General features: G+C 66.3%; 22 protein-coding genes. 13 read left to right on the top strand and 9 right to left on the bottom strand.

The window, feature by feature from the left end; all coding sequences use genetic code 11:
* Positions 1-45: 45 nt before the first annotated feature.
* The 4 genes from ACJ8FR_RS13240 to ACJ8FR_RS13225 all read right to left on the bottom strand — a co-directional run bounded on the left by ACJ8FR_RS13240 (position 46) and on the right by ACJ8FR_RS13225 (position 3,570).
* Positions 46-2,214, bottom strand: coding sequence for a primosomal protein N' (locus ACJ8FR_RS13240; protein WP_407829104.1), 2,169 nt, complete (start codon positions 2,212-2,214; stop codon positions 46-48).
* 91 nt (positions 2,215-2,305) lie between these two features.
* Positions 2,306-3,085: a phosphoribosylaminoimidazolesuccinocarboxamide synthase gene (gene purC / locus ACJ8FR_RS13235; protein WP_407829103.1), complete on the bottom strand. Its 780-nt coding sequence runs from the start codon at positions 3,083-3,085 to the stop codon at positions 2,306-2,308.
* An 89-nt stretch (positions 3,086-3,174) separates the two neighbouring features.
* Positions 3,175-3,351: a hypothetical protein gene (locus tag ACJ8FR_RS13230; RefSeq protein ID WP_407829102.1), complete on the bottom strand. Its 177-nt coding sequence runs from the start codon at positions 3,349-3,351 to the stop codon at positions 3,175-3,177.
* Between the two features lie 30 nt (positions 3,352-3,381).
* Positions 3,382-3,570, bottom strand: coding sequence for a hypothetical protein (locus tag ACJ8FR_RS13225; RefSeq protein ID WP_407829101.1), 189 nt, complete (start codon positions 3,568-3,570; stop codon positions 3,382-3,384).
* Between the two features lie 158 nt (positions 3,571-3,728).
* On the opposite strand from ACJ8FR_RS13225, the gene ACJ8FR_RS13220 reads away from it, so the two are divergent.
* The 4 genes from ACJ8FR_RS13220 (at position 3,729) to ACJ8FR_RS13205 (ending at position 10,946) form a co-directional block, all read left to right on the top strand.
* Complete coding sequence (locus ACJ8FR_RS13220; protein ID WP_407829100.1) at positions 3,729-4,706, top strand: LysR substrate-binding domain-containing protein; 978 nt, start codon at positions 3,729-3,731, stop codon at positions 4,704-4,706.
* A gap of 1,012 nt (positions 4,707-5,718) precedes the next feature.
* Positions 5,719-6,846 (top strand): hypothetical protein, encoded by a 1,128-nt coding sequence (locus tag ACJ8FR_RS13215; RefSeq protein WP_407829099.1) that lies wholly within the window; start codon positions 5,719-5,721, stop codon positions 6,844-6,846.
* 40 nt (positions 6,847-6,886) lie between these two features.
* Positions 6,887-9,112, top strand: a complete 2,226-nt coding sequence (gene parC / locus ACJ8FR_RS13210; RefSeq protein ID WP_407829098.1) for a DNA topoisomerase IV subunit A — start codon at positions 6,887-6,889, stop codon at positions 9,110-9,112.
* Between the two features lie 181 nt (positions 9,113-9,293).
* Positions 9,294-10,946: a putative bifunctional diguanylate cyclase/phosphodiesterase gene (locus tag ACJ8FR_RS13205; protein ID WP_407829097.1), complete on the top strand. Its 1,653-nt coding sequence runs from the start codon at positions 9,294-9,296 to the stop codon at positions 10,944-10,946.
* Here ACJ8FR_RS13205 and ACJ8FR_RS13200 read toward each other — a convergent pair.
* Positions 10,943-11,683: a DUF2334 domain-containing protein gene (locus ACJ8FR_RS13200; protein ID WP_407829096.1), complete on the bottom strand. Its 741-nt coding sequence runs from the start codon at positions 11,681-11,683 to the stop codon at positions 10,943-10,945. The genes ACJ8FR_RS13205 and ACJ8FR_RS13200 overlap by 4 nt on opposite strands.
* 93 nt (positions 11,684-11,776) lie before the next feature.
* On the opposite strand from ACJ8FR_RS13200, the gene ACJ8FR_RS13195 reads away from it, so the two are divergent.
* Positions 11,777-13,021, top strand: coding sequence for a glycosyltransferase (locus tag ACJ8FR_RS13195; protein WP_407829095.1), 1,245 nt, complete (start codon positions 11,777-11,779; stop codon positions 13,019-13,021).
* 15 nt (positions 13,022-13,036) lie between these two features.
* Here ACJ8FR_RS13195 and ACJ8FR_RS13190 read toward each other — a convergent pair whose 3' ends face one another.
* Genes ACJ8FR_RS13190 through ACJ8FR_RS13180 form a run of 3 tightly spaced genes read right to left on the bottom strand, consistent with a single transcriptional unit; the run spans position 13,037 to position 15,362 of the window.
* Positions 13,037-14,227, bottom strand: a complete 1,191-nt coding sequence (locus ACJ8FR_RS13190; RefSeq protein WP_407829094.1) for a CCA tRNA nucleotidyltransferase — start codon at positions 14,225-14,227, stop codon at positions 13,037-13,039.
* Complete coding sequence (locus tag ACJ8FR_RS13185; protein WP_407829093.1) at positions 14,218-14,799, bottom strand: CoA pyrophosphatase; 582 nt, start codon at positions 14,797-14,799, stop codon at positions 14,218-14,220. Before ACJ8FR_RS13185 ends, ACJ8FR_RS13190 begins: the two co-directional genes overlap by 10 nt.
* A complete protein-coding gene (locus ACJ8FR_RS13180; RefSeq protein WP_407829092.1) occupies positions 14,796-15,362 on the bottom strand; it encodes a DUF1285 domain-containing protein in 567 nt (188 codons plus the stop codon). Before ACJ8FR_RS13180 ends, ACJ8FR_RS13185 begins: the two co-directional genes overlap by 4 nt.
* 52 nt (positions 15,363-15,414) lie before the next feature.
* Here ACJ8FR_RS13180 and ACJ8FR_RS13175 point away from each other — a divergent pair, with 52 nt between their 5' ends.
* The 7 genes from ACJ8FR_RS13175 (at position 15,415) to glmU (ending at position 20,747) form a co-directional block, all read left to right on the top strand.
* A complete protein-coding gene (locus ACJ8FR_RS13175) occupies positions 15,415-16,146 on the top strand; it encodes an SDR family oxidoreductase (protein ID WP_407829091.1) in 732 nt (243 codons plus the stop codon).
* Positions 16,143-16,568, top strand: a complete 426-nt coding sequence (locus ACJ8FR_RS13170; RefSeq protein WP_407829090.1) for a dihydroneopterin aldolase — start codon at positions 16,143-16,145, stop codon at positions 16,566-16,568. Before ACJ8FR_RS13175 ends, ACJ8FR_RS13170 begins: the two co-directional genes overlap by 4 nt.
* Before the next feature lie 203 nt (positions 16,569-16,771).
* Positions 16,772-17,425 carry an energy transducer TonB gene (locus ACJ8FR_RS13165; RefSeq protein WP_407829089.1) on the top strand — a complete coding sequence of 218 codons (654 nt, stop codon included), beginning with the start codon at positions 16,772-16,774 and terminating at the stop codon, positions 17,423-17,425.
* 41 nt (positions 17,426-17,466) lie between these two features.
* Positions 17,467-18,285, top strand: coding sequence for a MotA/TolQ/ExbB proton channel family protein (locus ACJ8FR_RS13160; protein WP_407829088.1), 819 nt, complete (start codon positions 17,467-17,469; stop codon positions 18,283-18,285).
* 66 nt (positions 18,286-18,351) lie between these two features.
* Positions 18,352-18,837: an ExbD/TolR family protein gene (locus ACJ8FR_RS13155; protein ID WP_407829087.1), complete on the top strand. Its 486-nt coding sequence runs from the start codon at positions 18,352-18,354 to the stop codon at positions 18,835-18,837.
* An 18-nt stretch (positions 18,838-18,855) separates the two neighbouring features.
* Complete coding sequence (locus tag ACJ8FR_RS13150) at positions 18,856-19,284, top strand: ExbD/TolR family protein (RefSeq protein WP_407829086.1); 429 nt, start codon at positions 18,856-18,858, stop codon at positions 19,282-19,284.
* Between the two features lie 89 nt (positions 19,285-19,373).
* On the top strand, positions 19,374-20,747 hold the full coding sequence (gene glmU, locus ACJ8FR_RS13145) for a bifunctional UDP-N-acetylglucosamine diphosphorylase/glucosamine-1-phosphate N-acetyltransferase GlmU (protein ID WP_407829085.1): 1,374 nt from the start codon (positions 19,374-19,376) through the stop codon (positions 20,745-20,747).
* Positions 20,748-20,753: 6 nt separating this feature from the next.
* On the opposite strand, the gene ACJ8FR_RS13140 is transcribed toward glmU, so the two are convergent.
* Positions 20,754-21,737 (bottom strand): proline iminopeptidase-family hydrolase, encoded by a 984-nt coding sequence (locus ACJ8FR_RS13140; RefSeq protein WP_407829084.1) that lies wholly within the window; start codon positions 21,735-21,737, stop codon positions 20,754-20,756.
* Between the two features lie 121 nt (positions 21,738-21,858).
* On the opposite strand from ACJ8FR_RS13140, the gene glmS reads away from it, so the two are divergent.
* Complete coding sequence (glmS, locus tag ACJ8FR_RS13135) at positions 21,859-23,682, top strand: glutamine--fructose-6-phosphate transaminase (isomerizing) (RefSeq protein WP_407829083.1); 1,824 nt, start codon at positions 21,859-21,861, stop codon at positions 23,680-23,682.
* The last annotated feature ends 77 nt before the right edge of the window (positions 23,683-23,759 follow it).

Here is a 23,759-nt window from a genome sequence, read left to right as displayed (position 1 = left end):
ATGATCGCAACTGCGTGCAAGCTGCTGATTAGGTGAGCCTTTCCATTAAACGAACGAATAGGGATCGACGTCGACGCTGACGCGGACCTTGGCGCTCCATTCGACTGCGGCGAGCCAGTCGCGGATCACGTCCTGGACGTCGAGGTTGCGCCGTGCGTGGACGAGCAAGCGTTGCCGGTATCGGCCGCGAAGCATCGCCAGCGGCGCTGGGGCGGGGCCGAACACAGCCATGCCTTCGACATCGGGGGCGGCATGGCCAATGCGCCGGGCGACAGCGTCGGCTTCGGAAGCGTCCTCCGCCGATACGACGATCGCGGCGAGGCGCCCGAACGGCGGCATTGCGGCCTCGCGCCTGGCCTCGGTCTCGGCGGCGTAGAAGCCAGGCGCATCGCCCTTCACAAGCGCCGCGATGACCGGCGCGTCCGGGTCATGGGTCTGGACGAAGACGCGGCCCGGCTTGTCGGCACGCCCAGCGCGGCCGGCAACCTGCTGGATCTGCTGGAAGCTGCGCTCGGCCGCGCGGAGGTCACCGCCGGCAAGGCCGAGATCGGCGTCGACGACGCCCACCAAGGTGAGGTTGGGGAAGTGATAGCCCTTGGTGACGAGCTGGGTGCCGATCACCACGTCGATCGCGCCGGCTTCCATCGCACCGACGAACTCGGCCGCGCGCAGCGGCGACCAAATGGTATCGGACGTGACGATCGCGGTGCGGGCTTCCGGGAACAGCTCGGCGACTTCGTCGGCAATCCGCTCGACGCCGGGGCCGCAGGCGACCAGGCTGTCCTCCTCGCCGCATTCGGGACAGGCCTTGGGCGGCGGCATGACATGGCCGCAATGGTGACAGGCGAGGCGATGCATCAGCCGGTGCTCGACCATCCAGGCGGTGCAGTTGGGGCACTGGAAACGATGGCCGCAGTGGCGGCACAGGGTGAGCGGCGCGAAGCCGCGGCGGTTGAGGAACAGGAGCGATTGGTCGCCCCGCTCGAGATTGGTCTCGATCTCGGTGACAAGCGACGGCGCCAGCCACCGCCCGCGCGGCGGCGGATCCTGCGTGAGGTCGATCGCGCTAATGTCGGGCAGCGATGCGCCGGCGAAGCGCTGCGGCAGGCTGACTTCGCGGTAGCGCCCAAGCTCGACCATGTGGCGGCTCTCGATTGGCGGCGTGGCGGTCGACAGAATCACCGGAATGCCCTCGAACCTCGCGCGCATCACCGCCGTGTCGCGGGCGTGATACTGGACGCCGTCTTCCTGCTTGAAGCTCGGCTCGTGGGCCTCGTCGACGACGATCAGGCCGAGGTTTGGATAGGGCAGGAAGAGGGCCGAGCGGGCACCGACCGTGACGGCCGCTTCGCCGCTCGCGATCCCGCGCCAGGCGCGCCGTCGCTGCGACGAACGGAGGTCCGAATGCCAGGCGACGGGTGCGCAGCCGAAGCGCGCATCGAACCGCTTGAGGAAGGGCTCGGTGAGCGCGATCTCGGGGAGGAGGACGAGCGCCTGCTTGCCCTGGCGGAGGCATTCGGCGATCGCTTCGAAATAGACCTCGGTCTTGCCCGAACCGGTCACGCCGTCGAGCAGTACCGGGTCGAAGCCCTTACCAACCGATGCGGCCAGGCTGGCCGAGGCTTCGCGTTGATCGTCATTGAGCTCCGGCGGCGCGAAGTCCGGGCGCGGGCGGGGGAGCGGGCGGTCGGCATCGACGGCGATGGCTTCGAGAGCGCCGGCATTGACCAGGCCGCGAAGCACCGCGTCGCTGACGCCGGCATGATGGGCGAGCTCGCGGATCGTGCCCTGGCGGCCTTCCAGCACAGCCAGCGCTTTCTCGCGTCGCGGCGTCAGGCGCGCGGGAGCGAGGCCGGTCGGGCGATATTCAATGAGCTGGCGGGGGCCATCGAGCGCGGCCGACGAGGGCAACACCATCCGCAGGACCGAGGCCAGCGGGGCGAGATAATAATCCGCGGTCCACTCGCACAGCCGGCGAAGCGGCGCCGCGAGCGCCGGAACGTCGACCACGCCGGCCAGCGGACGCAGCCGGCTATCGGGCACCTCAGTGGCCGGCAGCCGCTCGGGCTCCCAGGCGACCCCAAGCAGCTGGCGCGGGCCGAGCGGCGCGACCACGATCGAGCCTGGCTCGACGTTCATGCCCTCGGGCACCCGGTAATCGAGCGGCCCCAGCGCGGCATTGAGGGTGACGACACGGGCGCGGCGAATGATCATTCCCGTCCGTCATTGCGAGGAGCGAAGCGACGAAGCAATCCAGTCCGCGTAGCTGGATTGCGTCGCTACGCTCGCAATGACGCCGGTGTGACTACTTGCCCCGCTTCTTGCGGTGGCTGTCGAGGTCGAGGACCGCGGATTCCTCTTCGGGCTGGAGCAGGCCGAGCCTGCGCGCGACTTCCTGATAAGCTTCCTCGACGCCGCCGAGGTCCTGGCGGAAGCGATCCTTGTCGAGCTTCTCGTTGGTCTTGATGTCCCACAGGCGGCAGCCGTCCGGGCTGATCTCATCGGCCAGGATCACGCGCACATAATCGCCTTCCCACACTCGCCCGAACTCGAGCTTGAAGTCGATCAGGCGGATGCCGATCGCCGCGAACATGCCGGACAGGAAGTCGTTCACCCGGATCGCCATGTCGGCGATATCGTTCATCTCGTCCTGGGTCGCCCAGCCGAAGCAGGCGATATGCTCGTCGGCGATCATCGGGTCGCCGAGCGCGTCGTCCTTGTAATAATATTCGATGATCGTGCGCGGCAGCTGCGTGCCCTCCTCGATCCCGAGGCGCTTGGACAGCGAACCGGCGGCGACGTTCCGGACCACCACCTCGATCGGGATGATTTCGACTTGGCGGATCAGCTGCTCGCGCATGTTCACGCGGCGAATGAAGTGCGTCGGCACTCCGATCGCGGCGAGCGAGGTGAAGATATGCTCGGAGATGCGGTTGTTGATGACGCCCTTGCCGCTGATCGTGCCGCGCTTCTGCGCATTGAAGGCGGTCGCATCGTCCTTGAAATATTGGATGAGCGTGCCCGGCTCGGGACCCTCGTAGAGGATCTTGGCCTTGCCCTCATAAATCTGGCGGCGGCGAGCCACGGTTCGCGTCACTCCAAGGAAATTTCGAAGGAGCGCGCGCTATAAGCGAGGAGGGCGGTGCGTGCTAGTCCGCCCTCCTCTTTGCGGGATCAATGGAGACGGGCGCGCTTGGGCTTCGCCGCCCACGGTGCCGAATACTCGATCCGGTTGAGCACTTCGAAGGCGTTCCCAAACGCCTTGCCGAAGCGGCCGGCGATTTCGAGAATGGCTGCATTCATCTCGATTCGGCCGGCTTGATAGTGGCGATCGAAAATCTCATCGACCATGGTGACCATTCCTTCTCTTTCCTGTGCTCGTCAGAGCGCGATCGGATAGCTGTCGATACGGTCGTTGGCGGCGCGAACGGCCTGCTCGACGACGGCCAGGCGGCAAGCTTCGCTCAGCGCGCGCCACGAGCGCGCGGTGGAGTAGGCCGCTTCCACTTTGGCGACCTGCTCGACAGGGCCGTCTTCGATGAACGCACGGGTGCTGAGGCCATAAGTCATGGCAAGTCTCCTATCGGTATCGGTGGCCGCCGGCGGGGCGGGCTGTGAGGGGAGGGTTTGTCCCCGCCGGCGACTTGAATACCATGTAGGATTCGAGCGTTCGTTTCGCCAATCAAACACTCGACACAGGTCATAAATTGGACTTATCAACTGATGTGATGAGAAGGCTTCCTCCACTGGCGGCGATCAGGGCGTTCGAGGCGGCCGCTCGGACGGAGAATTTCACCGCGGCCGCGGCCGAGCTTGGCATGACCCAGGCCGCGGTCTCCTATCAGGTGAAGAGCCTCGAGGAGCGGCTCGGGGCCCCGCTGTTCGTGCGCGAGAAAGGGCGCGCCCGGCTGACGCCTCTCGGAGCACGGTTGCTGCCCGCTTTGTCGGGCGCCTTCGACGCCATCGAAGCCGCGTTCGCGAGCCACCGCGAGGAAGACGAATCGCTGCTGACGATCACCACGACCCATACGTTCGCCAACACCTGGCTGGCCTGGCGGCTCGGCGCCTTTCAGATGGACCATCCCGATCTTGCCGTTCGAATGACGACCAGCAACGAAATGTGCGATCTGCGCGGCGGGGATGCGGATGTGGCCGTTCGCGCCGGCGGCGGCGGCTGGGAGGGAATGGACGAGCATCGGCTGTTCGAATCCGCGTTCACCCCGATGACCAGCCCGGAATACCTCGCTGAGGTCGAGCGCAAGATCGGCCGCAAGCTCGAGCCGCACGACCTCCCGGGCGAGAACCTCATCAATCCGGCGGACGAATGGTGGCAGCAGTGGTTCTCCGACAATGGCGTCCCCGCCGACGAAGCCGTGCTTCGCCGCCCGGGCATCCGTCTTGAGAACCAGGCGAACGAAGGCCATGCGGCGATGGCGGGGCAGGGCTTTGCGCCACTGACACCGTTGCTGTGGAAGGGCGACATTGCCGCGGGCCGGCTGTGCATGCCGTTTCCCGACCGGATTTCGGCGCGGGCCTGGGCTTATTGGCTGGTCTATCCAAAGGAGCGACGGACGGTTCCGAAGGTCAAGCGCTTTCGCGAATGGCTGATCGCCGAAATGGCCAAGGCACTGGCCGAACAGGATGGCGGCTGGGCGAGCCAAGGGCGTATTTCGTTGGAAACACAACCGACGGCAGTGGCAAACTAGCCTCGCACCCCTGCCCGCGAGCCGCATCTCGCGTGAACTCGGTCGGACGATTGTTAAACACCCGTTCAAGAGATGTGGTTAACAAAAAAGCTTGCATAATTAACCAAATCTGGCTTCCGCTGCGTCGTCTAGCCGACGATTTTGGCCGAGTCGCGTCTCCTATAGGGGCGGAAGGAGCGCTGTGGTTCGTTTGGCGCCGAATGCCGGAGCGGGGACGCGCGTCGGGGGGCGGGCGACGTTGCTGTGCGCCTGTGCGATTGCGGCTTTGGTAGTCGGTGCAGGTCTCAGCATGACGGCTGCGCGGGCGGATCCGCCCACTTGGGCCGGTCCACCGCCAAATGCGGGTCCACCGCCAAATGCGGGCGCACCACCCAACGCGGGTACACCGCCCAACGCTGGTCCACCACCCAACGCTGGTCCACCACCCAACGCTGGTCCACCGCCAAATGCGGGTCCACCGCCGAACGCTGGTCCTCCGCCCAATGCGGGGCCGCCGCCCAATGCGGGGCCGGCGCCCAGCGCAGTCCCGGTGCCCAACGCGGGGCCTCCGCCCAATGCGGGCGTGCCATCGAACGCCGGACCTCAACCCAATGGGGGCCCGCCCCCGAACGCTGGCCCGCCACCCAACGCTGGCCCGCCACCCAACGCTGGTCCATCACCGAACGCAGGACCTTCACCGAACGCCGGTCCGCCGCCGAACACAGGACCCTCGCCAAACGCGGGTCCGCCGCCCGATGCAGGTCCACCATCGGGCAGCGGCTCATCCAATGCGGGCGGGCCGCCGTCCAATACTGGTGCACCTCAAGGGACACCTGGCACGCCAGCTGGATCACCTCCATCGAACGGCGCTGCACCGGAAGGGTCGGGCGCGAATGGCGGCGGGTCTTCGCCCAGCGCAGATCATGGCGGGAATTCTCAGGGCGGGGCTGGTTCGCAGGGCCAGGGCGCTCCTTCCGCGACAGCCGGCACTGGTGCAAGCAATGCGTCCGCTGCACCGACCCCGGTCGCGGAAGTGGTTGTCAACCAGGGCACCTTCGACGTCGTCGCCAGCGCCACCGCTGCCCAGTTGGCGTCGGCGGGGACAGCCACCGCACAAGCGGCCTTAATCATCTTTGCCGGGAACCTGGCACCGCCAGCCGACACTGCGCGCGTGGAAAGCGGCACGATCGTTTTGGCCGCTTCCACACAGGGTTCGGGCCGCGGCAACGGTGCGATCGGCTCCGACCACAGCAACGGTAAGGCTCCGCCGGGTGATCCCTGCTCGAAGGGCAACGGCAACCCGTGCGACGGCAACAACGGCAATGGCGGCGGCCAGGGCAACGCCAACCGGCCGCCGCCGCCGCCTCCACCGCCGGAAGCTACGCCGCCTCCGTCTCCGCCGCCGCCGCCGCCGCCAGGCGACCCGTGCGCCAAGGGCAACGGCAATCCGTGCAATGGCAATAACGGCAACGGCGGCAATCAGGGCAATGCGAACCCACCGCCTCCACCTCCGCCCCCGCCGCCGCCTGAGGTAACTCCGCCCCCGCCACCGCCGCCACCGCCGGGCGATCCCTGCGCGAAGGGCAACGGCAATCCGTGCAACGGCAATAATGGCAACGGCGGCCAGCAGGGCAACGCTGTCCCGCCGCCGCCGCCGCCGCCGCCACCGCCACCACCGCCGCCGCCTCCGCCGCCACCGCCGCCGCCGCCGCCGCCACCGCCTCCGCCTCCGCCTCCGCCACCGCCGCCGCCGCCACCTCCGCCACCGCCACCGCCACCGCCACCTCCGCCGCAGGTGCCACCGCCACCTCCGCCGCCGCACGTGCCACCACCGCCGCCGCCGCCGCACGTGCCACCGCCACCGCCGCCGCCGCCGCCGAAGCCGCCGCATCTCGATATCGTCAGCGCGCCCGATCGCGAAAAACCGAACGTAGACCTGTTCGACTTCTCGCAGCTCAGCGCCTCGGACGCGGATTTCGAAATCGATACCGGCGTGACAAGCGGTGCAGATTCCTCGTCGTGGGAGGAGGTCAGCGTCGACAGTGACGGAGGCGGGAACAGCTGCGACGACGCGACCGCGCACAAGAAATCCGCTGACCACGAAGCGGCGGCCGTCTGCAGCGACTCCCAATCCGGGAAATCGACGACTCCGAAGTCCTGAACGGCTGGAAGAGCGCGGAGGCGCTTGCTAGCGAGGGGGAATGGCCGACCCTGATATCGCTTCCGTAATCGAGACCCCATTCGATGCCGCACTGTCCGAGCGCTATCTTGTCTATGCGCTGTCGACGATCACCGCCCGCTCGCTGCCCGACGTTCGCGACGGGCTGAAGCCGGTCCATCGTCGTTTGCTGTGGGCGATGCGGCTGCTGCGGCTCGATCCCGCCGGCGCCTACAAGAAATCGGCGCGGGTGGTCGGCGACGTCATCGGCAAATATCACCCGCATGGGGATCAGTCGGTGTACGACGCGATGGTCCGCCTCGCGCAGGATTTCGCGCTCCGCTATCCGCTTGTCGACGGCCAGGGGAATTTCGGTAACATCGACGGCGATAATGCCGCCGCCTATCGCTACACCGAAGCGCGGCTGACGCCGGTCGCGATGCAGCTGATGGCCGGGCTCGACGAGGGCACGGTCGACTTTAAGCCGACCTACAACGGCGAAGAGGAAGAGCCCGAAGTCTTCCCCGGTCTGTTCCCCAACCTGCTGGCCAATGGCGCGAGCGGCATCGCGGTCGGAATGGCGACGTCCATCCCCCCACATAATGTCGCCGAGCTGATCGATGCCGCGGTCCATCTGATCGACGACCCGAAGCTCGACGACCGGGCGCTGATGGAGTGGGTCAGGGGCCCCGATTTCCCGACCGGCGGCGTGCTGGTCGACGATCCCGACACGATCGCCCGCGCCTACGTCAGCGGGCGCGGCTCCTTTCGCCTTCGTGCCTCGGTCTCAGTTGAGCGCGAAAAGGGCGGCGGTTGGCACCTGCTGGTCAGCGAGATTCCCTACGGTGTGCCGAAGGCCAAGCTGATCGAGCAGATCGCCGAGCTGATCGCCGAGAAGAAGCTTCCGATCCTTGCCGACGTCCGCGATGAAAGCGACGAGCAGGTGCGCCTCATCCTCGAGCCCCGCGCTCGGACGGTCGACGCTGAGCTGCTGCTCGAGAGCCTCTATCGGCTGACCGATCTCGAAATCCGGTTCCCGCTCAACCTAAATGTCCTCGACGCGACGCGAACGCCGGGGGTGATGAGCCTCAAGGAGACATTGCTCGCCTGGCTCGATTTCCAACGCGAGGTCCTCGAGAATCGTTCGCGCACGCGGGTGGGCAAGATCGTCGACCGGCTTGAGCTGCTCGACGGCTTCCTCGTCGCTTTCCTCAATCTCGATCGCGTGATCGAGATCATCCGCACGCAGGATGAGCCGAAGCCGATCCTCATGGCCGAGTTCTCGCTTTCCGACCGCCAGGCGGAGGCGATCCTGAATATGCGGCTGCGCTCGCTGCGCAAGCTCGAGGAAATGGAAATCGGGCGTGAGCGCGCGGCGCTGGCCAAGGAGCAGGAGCAGCTCGAGCGCCTCGTCGCCAGCCCCCGCAAGCAATGGCAGCGGCTGCAAAAGGACCTTGGGCAGCTCAAGGAAAAGTTCGGCGATGCGCGGCGCACGCGTGTCGAGGAGGCGAGCGCCGCGCGCGAGATCGACTGGTCGGCGATGATCGAGAAGGAACCGATCACCGTCATCCTGTCGCAGCGCGGCTGGATCCGCGCGATGAAAGGCCATCTCGCGCTCGATCAGGTTGGCGAGCTCAAGTGGCGCGAGGGCGACGGACCGTTCCTCCATTTCCATGCGCAGACGACGGATCGGCTCGCGCTTTTCGCGTCGAACGGGCGGGCGTACACGCTTGCGGGCGACAAGCTGCCAAGCGCCCGCGGCTTTGGTGAGCCGGTCCGCCTGTTCATCGACCTCGACGCCGACGTCGACATCGTCCAGCTGCTGGTCGTGCGGCCGGAGACAAAGCTCCTGATCGCCTCGTCCGACGGCAAGGGGTTCGTCACCGGCAGCGATGCGACGCTGGCGGAAACGCGCAAAGGCAAGCAGCTCGTCAACATACGCCCCGGTGCGCGAGTCAAAGTGGTGCGCCCAGTGCCCGCGAACGCCGATGCCGTCGCGGTGGTTGGCGATAATCGTAAAATGGTGGTGTTCCCGCTCGCCGAGCTACCGGAGCTCGCCCGTGGCCAGGGCGTGACGTTGCAACGGTATCGTGACGGCGGATTATCGGACGCCGTCGCGTTCCCGCTGGCCGAAGGGCTAAGTTGGCCGCTCGGCGGCGAGAGGGGGCGCGTGCGGACCGAGGCAGACCTGTCGCCGTGGCGCGCGGCGCGCGGGGCCGCCGGCCGCATGCCGCCGATCGGCTTCCCGCGTGATAATCGCTTCGCCTGAGCATGCCGCAGGGCGGCCGCTCCCTAACCGGTGTTAAGATGCTGGCTAGAGGGAAAAAGATACTCGGAATTAACCCCTTCCGCCCATAGAAGCCGGAATGCAGGCTGCAGCGACCCGTTCGGCCGGAGCTCAACGGTTCCGACGGACGGACAGATTGAATGTGACTCCACACCTTGCGGCGGTGGACGACCTTGGCTTGCTTCACGCGCTGCCCATTGCAGCCGCGATCATCGAACGAACCGACGGCGTCCTGCACGTCACGGCCCACAACGAACGGTTCATCCAGGCGGTCGAGCGGTCGTCCTGCACCGCAGCCGACTGGAACCAGGCCGATTGCCTCAAGAGCGGGCCGATCGCCGAGCTCGTTCAGGTCTTCCTTGACGGGAGCGACCTTAATGGTGAGCTCGACCTCAAGCAGGGCGAAGGCGTCTCGTCCCAGTTTTTCCGGCTGAAGCTCGCGCCCCTGTCGAAAAAGGATGGAACGCAGCGGTGCCTGTTGAGCGTCGTCGACCGCACCGTCGAGGTGCAGGCTGAGCGGACGCTCCGTGCCGAGATGCTGCGCGACAGCCTGACCGGCCTGCCCAACCGCCTTGCGTTCACCGAGGCGATCGAAACGGCTGGCGCCACGGTCGCCCGCGATCTCGAGCATGCGGTGCTGGTTGTCGACATGCTGCGCTTCTCGCGCATCAACGAATCGATGGGCGGCCTCGCTGGAGACGAGTTGCTGATCACCTTCGCGCGGCGCTTGATCCTCGCGCTCCGCGCCGGTGACGTGCTGGCGCGCACAGGTGGGAACGAATTCGGCGTCCTGGTGTCGCTGCGCCGCGGGGTCGCCGATGCGCTCAAGGCCGCGGAACGTATCCAGCAGGTGATGACCGCGCCGTTCAAGCTATCGGAGCTCGAGATCAAGGTCGAATGCGCGATCGGAGTCGCGCTGATGAATGCCGGCCAGGATGCCGAGGAATTGTTCCGCAACGCGCAGTTCGCGGTCAAGCAAGCCAAGACCGCGGGCCGGCCGCAGGTCTATGAACCCAAGCAGGCCACCGAGGCGCGGCGCCGCTTCTCCATTGAAACCGAGCTTCGCCGCGCGCTCGACAAGGATCAACTCGACCTGTTCTACCAGCCGCTGATCAATTTGAAATCGGGCCAGGTCGCGGGCTTTGAGGCGCTGGCACGCTGGAGTCACGAGGACCGTGGCGAAATCAGCCCGACCGAGTTCATTCCGGTCGCTGAGGAATCCGGGCTGATCCTTCAACTTGGGCGCTGGGCGATGGACAAAGCGGCGCGAACGCTTGCCGATTGGGACCGCCAGATGGGCGAGAAGTTGCCCCTTCACGTCGCGGTCAACCTGTCCGCAATCCAGGTCGCGCGGGACGACATTCCCGGCATGGTCGAGAGCACGCTTAGGTCCACCGGGCTAACGGGTGACCGCCTGACGCTGGAGCTTACCGAAAGCTCGATTGTCCAGAACCCGGCCCGTGCGACGCGGGTGTTCGACGCGTTGAAGGCGCTCGACACCACGGTGGCGATGGACGACTTCGGTACCGGCTATTCGAGCCTCGCCTATCTCCAGCGCCTGCCGATCGACGTACTGAAAATCGACAAGAGTTTCGTCTCCGGGATGATGGTCGACCCTGACGCGGTCGCGATCGTCCGCGCGGTCCTCAGCCTGGCCGAAGCGCTCGGCATGTCGACCACGGCTGAAGGCATCGAAACGGTCGAGCTGGCGACGACGCTGGCGACGTTGGGCTGCGCGTCGGGCCAGGGCTTCTATTTCGCCAGGCCGCTCGAGGCCAAGGCCGCGCTCAAATATTGGAAGTCGCGCAAGCGCTAGTTGAGCAGATCGCCGTAGCGGCTAGGGCGCCGCTTGCGCGTCGCGATCCTGAAGGTCTCGCCAATGCTCCTGACAAGCGCCGGATGGCGCACATCCGGGGGATGCACGCCGATCCGAAGCACCTCGAGCGGCGCGTGGCGAAGTGCCGCTGCCGCGGCAAGTGAAGAGGCGAGGCGGAGGCGGGTGCGGCTCGCCCAAGTGATCACCGGACCCCAGGCAAGCTGCGCGCCGGTGGCCGGCGCCCAGACCCGCAAATGGTCTTCGGCGAGCGGGATCCCGGCTTGCGCGAGGGCTTCGCGCGCTCCGCTGCCGTAGAGCCAGGCGGGAGCGACGAAGCCGTCGACCGGGCGCCCTGTCACGCTTTCGATCAATGCACGGCCGTTGGCGATGCGCGCGGCCGCTTCGCCGCGCGACAAGCCGAGGAACTCGCCCTCGCTGGCCGTCATGAAACGGGCGCGGACGCGGTTTGCCGCTCCCGAATGCTGCGCCTCGTCGCGATGGGTGAACCCGTGGAGCAGGATCTCGATGCCCTGATCGGCCCAGGAACGTAATCGCGCGGCGAACTGCGAGCCCGGGACGATCGGCGCGTCGCCCCAGTGATTGGGGACCACCAGCATCGCAAGCCGCGAACCCACATGCGGCGCGAGGAGGTCGAGCAGGCGGTCGACCTCGCTTTCGAAGCGTGGCGAAACGTCGTGGATCGAAGCCAGCAGCAGCCGGTGCGGGGTTGACGACATAGAGTGCTATCTGTGCTAGCGGGGCCGCAGACGCCAGCCCATTAACAAAGCTTCACTTGAAGTTCAGTAGCAAGGACACTCTCTAGCGTGCCGATGCGTATTGCTGACGTCTCCGCGTTTTACACCCCCACCGGCGGCGGCGTCCGCACTTATGTCGAGGGCAAGCTGCGCGCCGCCGCGCGCTTCGGCCACGAGATGATCGTGATCGTGCCCGGCGAGCGCCACGAGGTCATCAAGCGCGGGCCCGGAGCGGTGCTGGTGACGATCCCGTCGCCGCTGTTGCCGGTCGACCGGCGCTACCGATATTTCGACGATGAAGCGGCGATTCACGCCGCGCTCGACGCGTGGCAGCCCGACCATGTCGAGGCCTCCTCGCCCTGGTCGAGTGCGGCCATGGTCGGCCGCTGGCAGGGAGGCGCCAGCCGTTCGCTGGTGATGCATGCCGACCCGCTTGCGGCTTATGCCTATCGCTGGCTCGGCGGTTTCGTGCCGACGTCGACGATCGACAGCTGGTTCGGCTGGTTCTGGCGCCACCTGCGCGGTCTTGGCCGGATGTTCGACACCGTGGTTTGCGCCAATGCGCAGCTCGCCCAGCGGCTTACCGACGGCGGGGTTGATCATGTTGAGACGATCCGCATGGGGGTCGAGGGCGGGCTGTTCACGCCTGCGCTTCGCTCGCACGCGATGCGTGAGCAGGTTCTGTGCGCCTTGGGTCTCGACGCGAGCGCGACCCTGCTCGTCGGAATCGGCCGGTTTTCGCCCGAGAAGCGCTGGGACATGGTGTTGAGAGCCCTTGGCGGGGCCGCTCACCGTCATCCCGTCGGAATGGTGCTCGTCGGCGACGGCCCGAAGCGCGCCAAGCTCGAACTGCTCGCTGACCGGACCCGCACCGCGATGGTCCTTCCACAGATCACCGACCGCGACGAGCTCGCGCGGCTGCTGGCAAGTGCCGATGCGCTGGTCCATGGCTGCGAGGCGGAAACATTCTGCATGGTCGCGGCCGAAGCGCGCGCCAGCGGCACGCCGCTGATCGTTCCCGACCGTGGCGCCGCCGTCGACCAGCTCGTTGGCGGCGCCGGCACCGTTTATCGGGCAGCGAGCGAAGTCTCACTCGAGCGGGCGATCGCCCGCTTCATCCGCCGCGGGCCGGAGCTGCAGCGGGCGGCGGCCGTGCGTTCACGCCTGGTCCGAACCATGGATGAGCATTTTTCCGATTTGTTCGCGCGCTATGAGGAACTCGCGCCGCGGCAGTCGGTGCAGGTGGCTCGGCTGGACGGCGCTAGCGCCGACGCGGAAATCGATCTCACGCTTCCGCGGCCGGCGGTGCTCGGAAGCTGATCGGCGCATAACGCGCTAGCGGGCGGCGCCGAGCGCCGCCGCGACGATGCGCTCGAACTCCTCACCCGACGGAAAGCCCGCCTCCACCCAGCGGTCCTCGATTCCTCGCAACGTCCGGGCGACGACAGGCCCCTCCGGCAAGCCGCGCTTGACGAGCGTGCCTCCGCCGATGGGAAGGCGTGGGGTGTGCCAGTGGCGGATGGCGGCTGCATCGGTCGGACGGTCGGCCAACAGCAGCCGGTCAACCGCGCATTCGATGCCGACCCGATAGGCAAGCGCGTGCGGCGGCGACGCGCCGATCTCGCCGGCGGTGCAGGCCAGCCGCTTCTTCGCCTTGTTGGACAGCCGGAGCCGGCCTGCCACGCCCTCCACCAGCGGCGGGTCGCGCGGGAGGAGGGCGGCCAAGCGGCGCACCGGATCGCCTTGGATGTCGGCACTCCGTTCGGCTGCGATCAATGCCTTGAGCGCCGGTAGCGATGTCGGTTCGATTTCCGGCAACACCGGCCGAAGGATCCCGCGGCTCAGCATGATTCCGACCGTTCCCGCCGGATCAGGCAGAGCGAGCAGCTTGAGCAGCTCATCGGCGATCCGCTCGCGCGATAGCGCCATGAGGTCGTTGGCGCGGGCGGTGCAGGCGTCCAGCGCCGCTGCATCGGGCGCGCCGCGGCCGAAACGGGCGTGGAAGCGGAAGAACCGGAGGATGCGTAAATGGTCCTCGGCAATCCGTTGGAGCGGATCGCCAATGAAGCGGATGTGGCGTTGCTCAAGATCGGCGAGACCGCCGAAATAGTCGAACAGCTCGCCACTGCGGGGGTCGGCCGAAAGGGCGTTGATGGTGAAGTCGCGGCGCGCGGCATCTTCCTGCCAATCATCGGTGAATGCGACCGTCGCTCGGCGTCCGTCGGTCGACACGTCTCGCCGCAAGGTGGTGATCTCGACCGGCTGGCCGTCGCTGACCGCTGTGACAGTGCCGTGGTCGATCCCCGTCGGCACCGCCTTGATCCTGGCATTCTCGAGCCGCACGATCACGTCGTCGGGCGCGATCCGTGTCGCAAGGTCAATGTCGCTGATCGGGAGGCCGAGCAGGTCGTCGCGGACGGCGCCGCCGACATAGCGGGTTAGCCCCTCGTCGGCGCCGAGCGCCGCCAGCAGCCGTTTCATGCCGCGCTTCTTGCGCCATTTGGCTGCGTCGAGCTTCAGCGCCACTGCAGCCTGCGCGATAGATTTACGAGCATGGCCGCGGTCGCTCCCCAGATCCTGCGATCATCCCAGATAATCTCGTAATAGTGGCGTGTCCGGCCGCCGAACAGGGCGCTTGCGCGCCGCTGATTGGCGGGGTCGAGAAGGAAGTCGAGCGGCGCCTCGAACAAGTCCGCGACCTCATGCTCGTGCGGCTCGAGCGCGAGGTCGGGCGGCACGACCGCAAGCACAGGTGTCACGACATAGCCCGTGACCGTCCAGTAAGGCTCAATGACGCCGATGACTTCGGCCGCTTCGGCGTCGAGGAGGATTTCCTCATGTGCCTCGCGAAGCGCGGCTGCCACGGCATCCTCGCCAGGATCGATGCGGCCGCCGGGGAATGCGACCTGGCCGGCGTGGGTGCGTAGATGCTCGCGCCGAACGGTCAGGATGATGCCGGGTTTGGGCCGGTCGGTAATCGCGACGAGGACCGCCGCATCAATCTCCGCCTCCGCGCGCTGCTCGGGCAGATCACCTTCGAGCGGCGGATCGCGCGGGGATGCTGCGAGGGCGCCGCGGAGGCGTTCAGCGAGCGTCACTGCCGCTCCAACGGGAAGAACTGGCCGTCGCTCCACACCCCGGGCAGGACGCCGCCGCCAGCGAGCGCCAGCTCGGCAAGCTCGTAATAAACGGCGCGCGTGAGTTCGGCCTCGAGCCCGTGTCTGACGAGCAGGCGCGGAGAGGGGCCGGCGGGCGTGTCGACGACGTTCAGCGGATGGTCGCGGCCGAGAATTACGGCGTCGCCGCTGTCGAGCCGGAACGCGATGCGCTGGTCGCGCCCTTCGCCTTCGAGCGTCATTTCGACCGCGCGGAAGGCGGTGGATTCGACATCGATGTCGAGCTTCTGCGCCGGCGTGACGAGCACGTGGCGGCCGTCAGGCTCGCGCCGAAGGACGGTCGAGAACAGGCGCACCATGGCCGCACGATGGATTGGGGCTCCCTCGTGGTACCAGGTGCCGTCGCGGGCGATGCGCATACCGGAATGCCCGCACGGCTCGGGATTCCATTGCTCGACCGGGGGCAGGCGGCGGTCGTCGATCAGCTTTTGCAGATCGGCAAAGCTCAGTCCCTGAAGCTCGATTGGGGGGCGGCTCTCGGGCATCGCGATCCTCCTTGGATTGCTTCGCTGCGCCACTCAAGGCAGGAGCGCGGGAATGTCGGGTGAGAGAACCGCGATCGTTACCGGGGCAGGCAAACGCGTTGGCGCCGCGATCGCCGAGGCGCTGGTTGCGGACGGCTGGACGGTACTGGCCCATGTCCACCATGAGCAGGACGCCGTCACCGACGGCGCGACGAAGGTCGTCGCGGACCTTGCCGACCAGGATTGCGCCGAGCGCATCTTCGCGGCCGTAGAGGGCCTGCCGCCAGTGCGGCTACTCATCAACAATGCCGCGCGTTTCGCGTGGGACGGCTTCGGCGAGTTCAGCTCGGCCGAGTTCGATGCGCACATGGCCGTCAATGTCCGCGCTCCGGCGCTGCTGATCGAGCAGCTGGCTGCGATCCACGACGGCAGCGATGCGCTCGTCATCAACCTGCTCGATGCCAAGCTCGCGGCTCCCAATCCGGACTATCTCAGCTATACCCTGTCGAAACAGGCACTCGCCAAGTTGACCGAGCTCGCGGCGCGCGCGCTTGCGCCGCGCTCGATCCGGGTCAATGGGATCGCGCCGGCGCTGATGTTGCGCTCAAGCGGCCAAAGCGAGGAGAATTTCGCGGCCATGCACAGCAACAACCCGCTGGGACGCGGGGTCGACCGCGCCGATGTCGTTGCGGCGCTTCGCTACCTCGTTGGCGCGACCGCAGTCACGGGGCAGGTCATCACCATCGATTCCGGCCAGCGCTTCATGGCGCTGCAGCGGGACGTGCAATTCCTCGGCCGGCAATGAGCGCGACCGAGCCAAAGCTCAGCGGGCTCGTTCCGCCGCATCTTGCCGTGAGGTCGGCACGCATCCTGCTGGAGGGCCTCGACGTTCAGGCGGACATTGGCTTCCACGAGTTCGAGATTGGGGCGCCGCAGCGGCTACGAGTCAGCGTCGAGGTCTGGCTGATGGACCTCGCGGCGCCGGCCGAGGATCACCCGGAACGGGCGTGGGACTACGATTTCCTGCGCACCGAGGTGGCGGAATTGGCCGGGGCGCGGCGCTACAACCTTCAGGAGACGCTCGCCCACGCGATTTTTGCGCGGGTTGCGGCTTTCCACGGCGTACGAGCGTTAAGGGTGCGGTTGTCGAAGCCGGACATCTATCCGGATGCCGAGGCCGTGGGCGTGGAAGTGGCTTCGTTCGCAGGGCTTTGGCCGGAGGGTTGAACCCGGCTTCAGCAGCCCGTGGTTCGAGGCCTTCCGGCAGTGGAACAAAATCCGTTGCACGGCCTTTGACGCGGAGATAAGGGAGGCGCGCCTGCCGATGCCACAATGATACATTGGCGGAACGAACATGTGGCGGGCGAGCGTCCGAGGGCCCGAGTTGACCGTGGAGAATTCCACGGTGTGTCGAGGAGAATTGCGGCTTAATGGCTTACGCCCAACGTAGAGAGCTTAGCGGCAACCGGACCATGGGGGCCTTCTTCACCGCCGTGGTCGTGGGCGGTTTGTTGTACGCAATTGTCACAGGACTGGCGTACGACGTGGTCAAGAAGAGCATTCAAGACCTCAAGACCTTCGACGTCGAGGAGCAGCCGCCACCCCCGGAGGCACCACCGCCGCCGCCGAAGGACATGCCCAAGGTGCCGCCGCCGCCGATCACCCCGCCGCCGCTGGTGCGGATGGAGGCGCCGCCGCCGCCGATCCAAACGGTCACGACGCCGGTAATTCCGCCGGTCGCTCCGCCGCCGGCGCCGATGTCGCCGCCGCCACCGCCGCGCAAAGTGCAGTCGGCGCAGAGCGCGAAGGGTGATTTGCGTACGCTGTTTGGAGCCGACGACTATCCTGCCTCGGCGCAGGCCTCGGGTGCCGAGGGCACGTCGCAAGCTCAAATCACTATCGGGTCCGATGGCCGCGTCGTCGGCTGCGATATCATCCGTTCGAGCGGCAATAGTGCGCTCGACTCCGCAACCTGCAACATTCTTCGCCGGCGGGCCAAGTTCACGCCCGCACGCGACAGCAATGGCAACGCGACGACCGACACGATAACGACACCGCCGATCACTTGGCGGCTTGAAGGCTGACGGACTAGTTTTCGACCAAGGTTTTAGAAGGAAAGCACAGTATGCAAGCAGCACCCGCCGCCGCAGGATCAAATCCATACGGCCTCGTTCCCGCTCTCCAGCAGGGTGGTGTGATCGCAATTTCGGTGTTCACGATCCTGGTGATCATGTCGCTCGGAACGTTCTACATCCTGTTCACCAAGCTGATGCAGCAGCAGAAGATCATCAGCCAGGGTCGCAAGGTCCGCTCCAGCTTCTGGAACTCGCCCAATCTTCGCGAGGCGGCGGGCAAGCTCGACGCCAAGAGCGCTTACCGCGCGATCGTCGACGATGCGCTGGTTGCCCAGGATCAGCACGGCAAGCTGACCGACCCGATCGATCAGCACGACTGGATGGCCAACAGCCTGGCGCGCAGCCAGGGCGCCATCGGCGCGCGGCTTGGCGAAGGCCTCGCCTTCCTCGCGACCGTCGGCTCGACCGCTCCGTTCATCGGTCTGTTCGGGACCGTCGTCGGCATCTATCGCGCATTGATCAGGATTGGTGCTTCGGGTCAGGCGTCGATCGACGCCGTAGCCGGCCCGGTCGGTGAAGCGCTGATCATGACCGCGCTCGGCCTCGTCGTCGCGGTTCCGGCCGTGCTCGCCTACAACTGGCTGATCCGCCGCAACAAGTCGATCATGGAGGACCTCGCGGCCTTCACCAACGACCTGCACGGATACCTCATGTCGGCCGGCGCGGTGAAGCCGCAGACGGGCCCGAGCTCCGGAGTGCGGTCCACCGCGCAGACGAGGACGGGCACCGCCCCGACGCAGCCGGGCAGCGACCCCCTGCGCACCGGGCGCACGACGGGCGCGCAAGCGACCCCGACGACCGCCAAGTAATGACGAGGGGGGTCCGGTCCCGCGACCGGACCTTCGTTCGACTGAACTAAAGGAAAGAGCCGCCTTATGGCAGGACAAGTAATCCAGGGCGACGACGACGAAGCCCTGTCGGACATCAACGTCGTTCCGTTGACCGACGTGATGCTGGTGCTTCTGATCGTGTTCCTGATCACCACTCAGGTAATCAAACAGGCAGTCCCGATCAAATTGCCGAATGTCCGGTACGAGCCGACGATGACCAAGCCGGACAATGTGTCGCTCACGGTCCGCAACGGGCCTGGTGGCGTGTGCGAGGTGTATTGGGGCGTGACCAGGGTTACTCAAAAGGACCTGCTGGACCGCGCCGTCAAGAAGCTCGAGGACCAGATCAAGAAGGTCGGCGGGGTTCAGAACATCAACGAAGACAATATGCCCGAGGCGCACATCCGCGGCGACGTGAATACCCAGTACAAATGCATCGGTGCGGCCATCATCACCATGCAGCAGGCGGGCTTCCAGCGCGTCGGATTCATTTCCGAGCCCCCGCCGCTGACCGGTTATCGCGCCGCATAGGAATTTTTCACCATGTCAATGCAAACCACCAGTGACAACAGTTCCGGCGAACCGATGCTGGACGTTAACGTGACGCCGCTCATCGACGTCATGCTGGTCCTGTTGATCATGTTCATCATCACCATTCCGATCCAGACGCACGCGGTGAAGCTCGACCTGCCGGTCAACCAGCCGCAAAACACGCCGCCGCCGATCAATCCGGTCAAGAACGTCCTCTCGATCAATGCCCAGGATCAGGTCCTGTGGAACGGCCAGCCGGTGAGCATGGTCCAGCTGCGGAGCTATCTCGACACCACGCAACAGATGAACCCGATCCCCGAACTTCATCTGCAGCCCGACGCGACCGCGCGCTACGAGATTGTCGACCAGGTGCTGGCGGTGACCAAGAAAGCGCACGTCCAGAAGATGGGCTTCGTCGGCAACGAATATTATATGAACATCTTCTAGGCCGTCCGGCCCGGGAAAAAGCGAGGGCGGTTCCTTCGGGAGCCGCCCTTTTTTCATGGGCGATCGACTCTGGCGCTGACCATTGGGCCATGCCATTGCACACGCCGATGAGCGACAAGCGCCGTTTCGCCGTGATCATCCTGGCCGCCGGGCAGGGCACGCGCATGCGCTCGGACACGCATAAGGTCCTGCACCCGATCGCCGGGCGGCCGCTGTTGCTGCACCTGCTCGACCGGGTCGACGCGCTCGGTGCGGACAAGCGCATCGTCGTCCTCGGCAAAGGCCGCGATCAGGTCGAAGCGGCGATCGTCGGGCATGGCGTTCAAGTCGTCGTCCAAGCCGAGCAGAAGGGGACCGGCCACGCTGTCCAGCAGGCCGCGGAGACCCTGGCGGGCTACGACGGGCCGGTGATGATCCTTTACGGCGATACGCCGTTCGTCGAGACCAGCACGCTTCGACGCATGCTCGACCGTCTCGATGGTGAAGACGGACCAGGCATTGTCGTCCTCGCCTCCACGCCGGCGGATCCGCTGCGCTATGGCCGAATCGTTCTCGGCGAGGACGATCGCATCGCCAAGATGGTCGAATATAAGGACGCGACCGAGGAGGAGCGGGCGGTCAAGCTGTGCAACTCCGGCATGATGGCGGTCCGCGCGAAGGACCTGTTCCGCTGGCTCGGCAAGGTCGGCAACGACAATGCCGCAGGCGAATATTATCTGCCCGACATCGTCAACGTCGCGGCCGCGGAAGGACGCGAGGCGGTGGTCATCGAGGGCGACCCGTACGAGGCCGCGGGGGTCAACAGCCGCGCCGAGCTCGCCCATCTCGAGCTCGAGTGGCAGCGGCGGCGGCGCGAACAGGTGCTTGAAGACGGCGCGACCCTGATCGATCCGGAGAGCGTCTGGTTCGCTTACGATACCAAGCTCGGGCGCGACGTGACGGTCGAGCCGCACGTCGTCTTCGGGCCCGGCGTCGAGGTCGCGGACGGGGCAACGATCCACGCCTTCAGCCACATCGAAGGGGCGACGATCGGGCTCCAGGCGAGCATCGGTCCGTTCGCGCGGATCCGCCCCGGCACGCGTCTCGGCGCGAAGGCCAAGGTCGGGAATTTTGTCGAGCTCAAGATGGCCGAGGTGGGCGAAGGCGCCAAGGTCAACCACCTCTCCTACGTCGGCGATGCGTCGATCGGCGCCAAGGCGAACATCGGTGCAGGAACCATCACCTGCAATTATGACGGCTTCGGAAAATATCGGACGACGATCGGTGCCGGCGCGTTCATCGGCTCGAACACCGCGCTGGTCGCTCCGGTCAGCGTCGGCGACGGCGCGATCGTTGGCGCGGGCTCGGTGATTACCCGCGATGTCGAACCGGACAGCCTCGCGTTGGAGCGTAGCGAACAGAAGGGCATCGCTGGCTGGGCGCGTCGCTTCCGCGAGCGCATGACCCGAAAAGCGGCGGAGTGAGCGCGGCTATCTGAACTTGCGCAGGAAGGCTGTCAGTTTCGCGAAAAAGGTCGGCTGGTCGTCGTACATGTCCATGTGGCCGCCGTTGGTCGCCGCAAGCTCCCCGTGGGGGAGCTGCTTCGCCATCGCCGCCATGTAGACCGGGTCCATCGTGTCGTATTTGCCCGAGATGACCAGCGCCGGAATCGTGATGCGCTTCAGGTCATTGAACCGGTCCCAGTTCACCAACCGCCCGCTCGCGCCCATTTCGCTCGGCCCTTGCATGGCCACGTAGAACTTTCGATTCATATTCTCTGCGGCTCTAAGCACCGGCTCCGGCCATTCGGCCGCCGGGCGGCGAAGGATGTGCTGCTCGTACCAGTTCGGAATCAGCAGCTGCATGTACTGCGGCTGCTCGGTCTTGCCCGTGGCCTCCATGGTGAGGATTTGCCTCAGCACGGTGGGGTCCATCTTCGGCTCAAGCGTCTTCTTCGCATAGGCGTTATAAGCCGGGATCGACGCCATCATATTGGAGATGACGAGGCACTTCATCTGATCCTGATGGGCGAGTGCATATTCCATAGCCAGCATCCCGCCCCAGCTGTGGCCGAGCAGGCAGAAGTTGCTCTTGTCGCCGCCGATCGCTTTGCGGACCTGGTCGACCTCGTCGACGTAGCGCGCGAGTGTCCAGAGATCGGGATCGTTGGGGCGGTCGCTTTCTCCCGTCTCGAGCTGATCATAGTGGTAATATTCCACCCCTTCACCCGGAAGACAGCGGTCCATGACCTCGAGATAGGAGTGGCTTAGGCCGGGGCCCCCAGTCAGCAGCAGCAGCTTGAGCTTCGGTGTTGCCGACGCGCTTGATCCACAGCTGGTGAGGCCCCTTGGGAGTCGAGATGGTGATCTTGCGCGCACCGCCGCTCCACGCGTCGGGGTGGGAGGCGTTGTCGAAATAGGCCGCCGGCGGGCCGGCCGGCTGTTGGGCCGACTTCTCTGCGCGCATGCACCCATTGACCAGCAGCAACGCTGCGCTTGCGGCCAACATGAATGTGCGCGACATGCCGTCCCCCTATAGCTCGCCAGGAATTGCATAGCCTCGCGGGACCCCCGGTTAAAAGGAGTTGCGCGAGGCATGTGCGGGATTGTCGGGATCGTCGGCAAAACGGACGTCGCGCAGCGGCTGTTCGATGGTCTGAAGCGCCTCGAATATCGCGGCTACGATTCCGCCGGCATCTGCACGATCGACGACGGCAAGCTCGAGCGCCGGCGGGCCGAAGGCAAGCTCGAGAACCTGGCGCGCGAGCTCAAGGCCGAGCCGCTCCACGGAGCGACCGGGATCGCGCACACGCGCTGGGCAACCCACGGCGCGCCGACCGTCGGCAACGCGCACCCGCACATCGTCGGCTCGGTGGCGCTGGTTCACAACGGCATCATCGAGAACTTCAAGCCACTGCGCGACGAGCTGATCGCCCAAGGCCGCACCTTCGAGAGCGAGACCGATACCGAGGTCGTCGGTCACCTCGTGGCGCGCGAGGTCGAGCGTGGCGCCTCGCCGGCGGAAGCGGTCGCAGCGGTGCTCCCGCGTCTGACCGGGGCTTTCGCGATTGCATTCCTGTTCCGCGACGATCCGGACCTGATCATCGGCGCGCGCATGGGGGCGCCGCTCACCGTCGGCTATGGCGAGGGCGAGAATTACCTCGGTTCCGACGCGCTCGCGGTGGCGCCGTGGACGCAGCGGATCGCGTATCTCGACGAGGGCGACTGGGCGGTGGTGCGGCGCGAGGGAATTGACATTTTCGACCGCGACAACCGCCCGGTGCGGCGCGAGATCGTCGAATCCGGCGCCTCGTCAGCACCGGTCGAGAAGGGCAATTACCGCCATTACATGCAGAAGGAGATTTTCGAGCAGCCGATCGTGGTTGCCCAGACTCTCCAGACCTACGTCCGGCCGTTCGAGGGCGAGGTCGCGCTTCCGGTTGCCGATGCCGATCTCGAACAGATCAATCGGCTGACCATCGTCGCCTGCGGGACCAGCTATTACGCCGGGCTCGTGGCCAAATATTGGGTCGAGCAGTTCGCGCGCGTGCCGGTCGACATCGATGTCGCGAGCGAGTTCCGGTACCGCGAGCCGGTGCTCGAGCCGGGCGGCCTCGCACTCTTCATCAGCCAGTCGGGCGAGACCGCCGACACGCTGGCGGCGCTTCGCCACGCACGCGCGCAGCAACAGCGGATCGCGGTCGTCGTCAATGTTCCGACGAGCTCGATGGCGCGGGAGGCCGACCTGCTGCTGCCGACGCATGCGGGACCCGAGATCGGAGTCGCGTCGACCAAGGCCTTCACCTGCCAGCTGGCGGTGCTTGCCGCGCTGGCCGCGAACCTTGCGCGCGCCAAGGGGCGGCTCAGCCGGGAGGAGGAGAAGGAGATCGTCGCGCACCTCCAGGAAGCGCCGGCGGCGCTGAATGCTGCGCTTGGCCACGACGACGATATCGCCGCCATGGCGCACCTGATCGCGCCGGCGCGCGACGTGCTCTACCTCGGTCGCGGGCCCGACTTCCCGATGGCGCTTGAAGGCGCGCTGAAACTCAAAGAAATCAGCTACATCCACGCCGAAGGCTATGCCGCGGGCGAGATGAAGCACGGCCCGATCGCGCTGATCGACGAGCACGTGCCGGTGATCGTGCTCGCGCCCTCTGGGCCGCTGTTCGAGAAGACCGTCAGCAACATGCAAGAGGTGCGCGCGCGCGGAGGAAAGATCGTGCTGATCAGCGACGCGCAGGGGATCGCGGAGGCAGGCGAGGGATGCATGGCGACGATTGAAATGCCCCAGGTGCATCCGCTGATCGCGCCGCTGGTTTACGCGGTGCCCGTGCAGCTGCTCGCCTATCACGTCGCGGTTCTGAAGGGCACGGACATCGACCAGCCGCGGAACCTCGCGAAGAGCGTCACGGTCGAGTAGCATCTTCGCCGCCCGACAAATTTCATGGATTTGTCAAAGAGTTGCTGTATCCTCCCCGCGGGGGTGGGAGAAAGGTC

This window comes from Sphingomonas sp. (assembly GCF_045810705.1).
Taxonomy (GTDB): Bacteria; Pseudomonadota; Alphaproteobacteria; order Sphingomonadales; family Sphingomonadaceae; genus Sphingomicrobium.
The sequence above is the reverse complement of the archived record's forward strand: the minus strand, read 5'-3'. Positions and strand labels throughout refer to the sequence as shown.

Coding starts and splice junctions, on each gene's coding strand:
- ACJ8FR_RS13240 (WP_407829104.1), bottom strand. CDS start 2,214: ATGATCATTCGCCGCGCCCGTGTCGTCACCCTCAATGCCGCGCTGGGG.
- ACJ8FR_RS13230 (WP_407829102.1), bottom strand. CDS start 3,351: ATGGTCGATGAGATTTTCGATCGCCACTATCAAGCCGGCCGAATCGAG.
- ACJ8FR_RS13225 (WP_407829101.1), bottom strand. CDS start 3,570: ATGACTTATGGCCTCAGCACCCGTGCGTTCATCGAAGACGGCCCTGTC.
- ACJ8FR_RS13220 (WP_407829100.1), top strand. CDS start 3,729: ATGAGAAGGCTTCCTCCACTGGCGGCGATCAGGGCGTTCGAGGCGGCC.
- parC (WP_407829098.1), top strand. CDS start 6,887: ATGGCCGACCCTGATATCGCTTCCGTAATCGAGACCCCATTCGATGCC.
- ACJ8FR_RS13200 (WP_407829096.1), bottom strand. CDS start 11,683: ATGTCGTCAACCCCGCACCGGCTGCTGCTGGCTTCGATCCACGACGTT.
- ACJ8FR_RS13195 (WP_407829095.1), top strand. CDS start 11,777: ATGCGTATTGCTGACGTCTCCGCGTTTTACACCCCCACCGGCGGCGGC.
- ACJ8FR_RS13180 (WP_407829092.1), bottom strand. CDS start 15,362: ATGCCCGAGAGCCGCCCCCCAATCGAGCTTCAGGGACTGAGCTTTGCC.
- ACJ8FR_RS13175 (WP_407829091.1), top strand. CDS start 15,415: ATGTCGGGTGAGAGAACCGCGATCGTTACCGGGGCAGGCAAACGCGTT.
- ACJ8FR_RS13170 (WP_407829090.1), top strand. CDS start 16,143: ATGAGCGCGACCGAGCCAAAGCTCAGCGGGCTCGTTCCGCCGCATCTT.
- ACJ8FR_RS13165 (WP_407829089.1), top strand. CDS start 16,772: ATGGCTTACGCCCAACGTAGAGAGCTTAGCGGCAACCGGACCATGGGG.
- ACJ8FR_RS13160 (WP_407829088.1), top strand. CDS start 17,467: ATGCAAGCAGCACCCGCCGCCGCAGGATCAAATCCATACGGCCTCGTT.
- ACJ8FR_RS13155 (WP_407829087.1), top strand. CDS start 18,352: ATGGCAGGACAAGTAATCCAGGGCGACGACGACGAAGCCCTGTCGGAC.
- ACJ8FR_RS13150 (WP_407829086.1), top strand. CDS start 18,856: ATGCAAACCACCAGTGACAACAGTTCCGGCGAACCGATGCTGGACGTT.
- glmU (WP_407829085.1), top strand. CDS start 19,374: ATGCCATTGCACACGCCGATGAGCGACAAGCGCCGTTTCGCCGTGATC.
- ACJ8FR_RS13140 (WP_407829084.1), bottom strand. CDS start 21,737: ATGGGTGCATGCGCGCAGAGAAGTCGGCCCAACAGCCGGCCGGCCCGC.
- glmS (WP_407829083.1), top strand. CDS start 21,859: ATGTGCGGGATTGTCGGGATCGTCGGCAAAACGGACGTCGCGCAGCGG.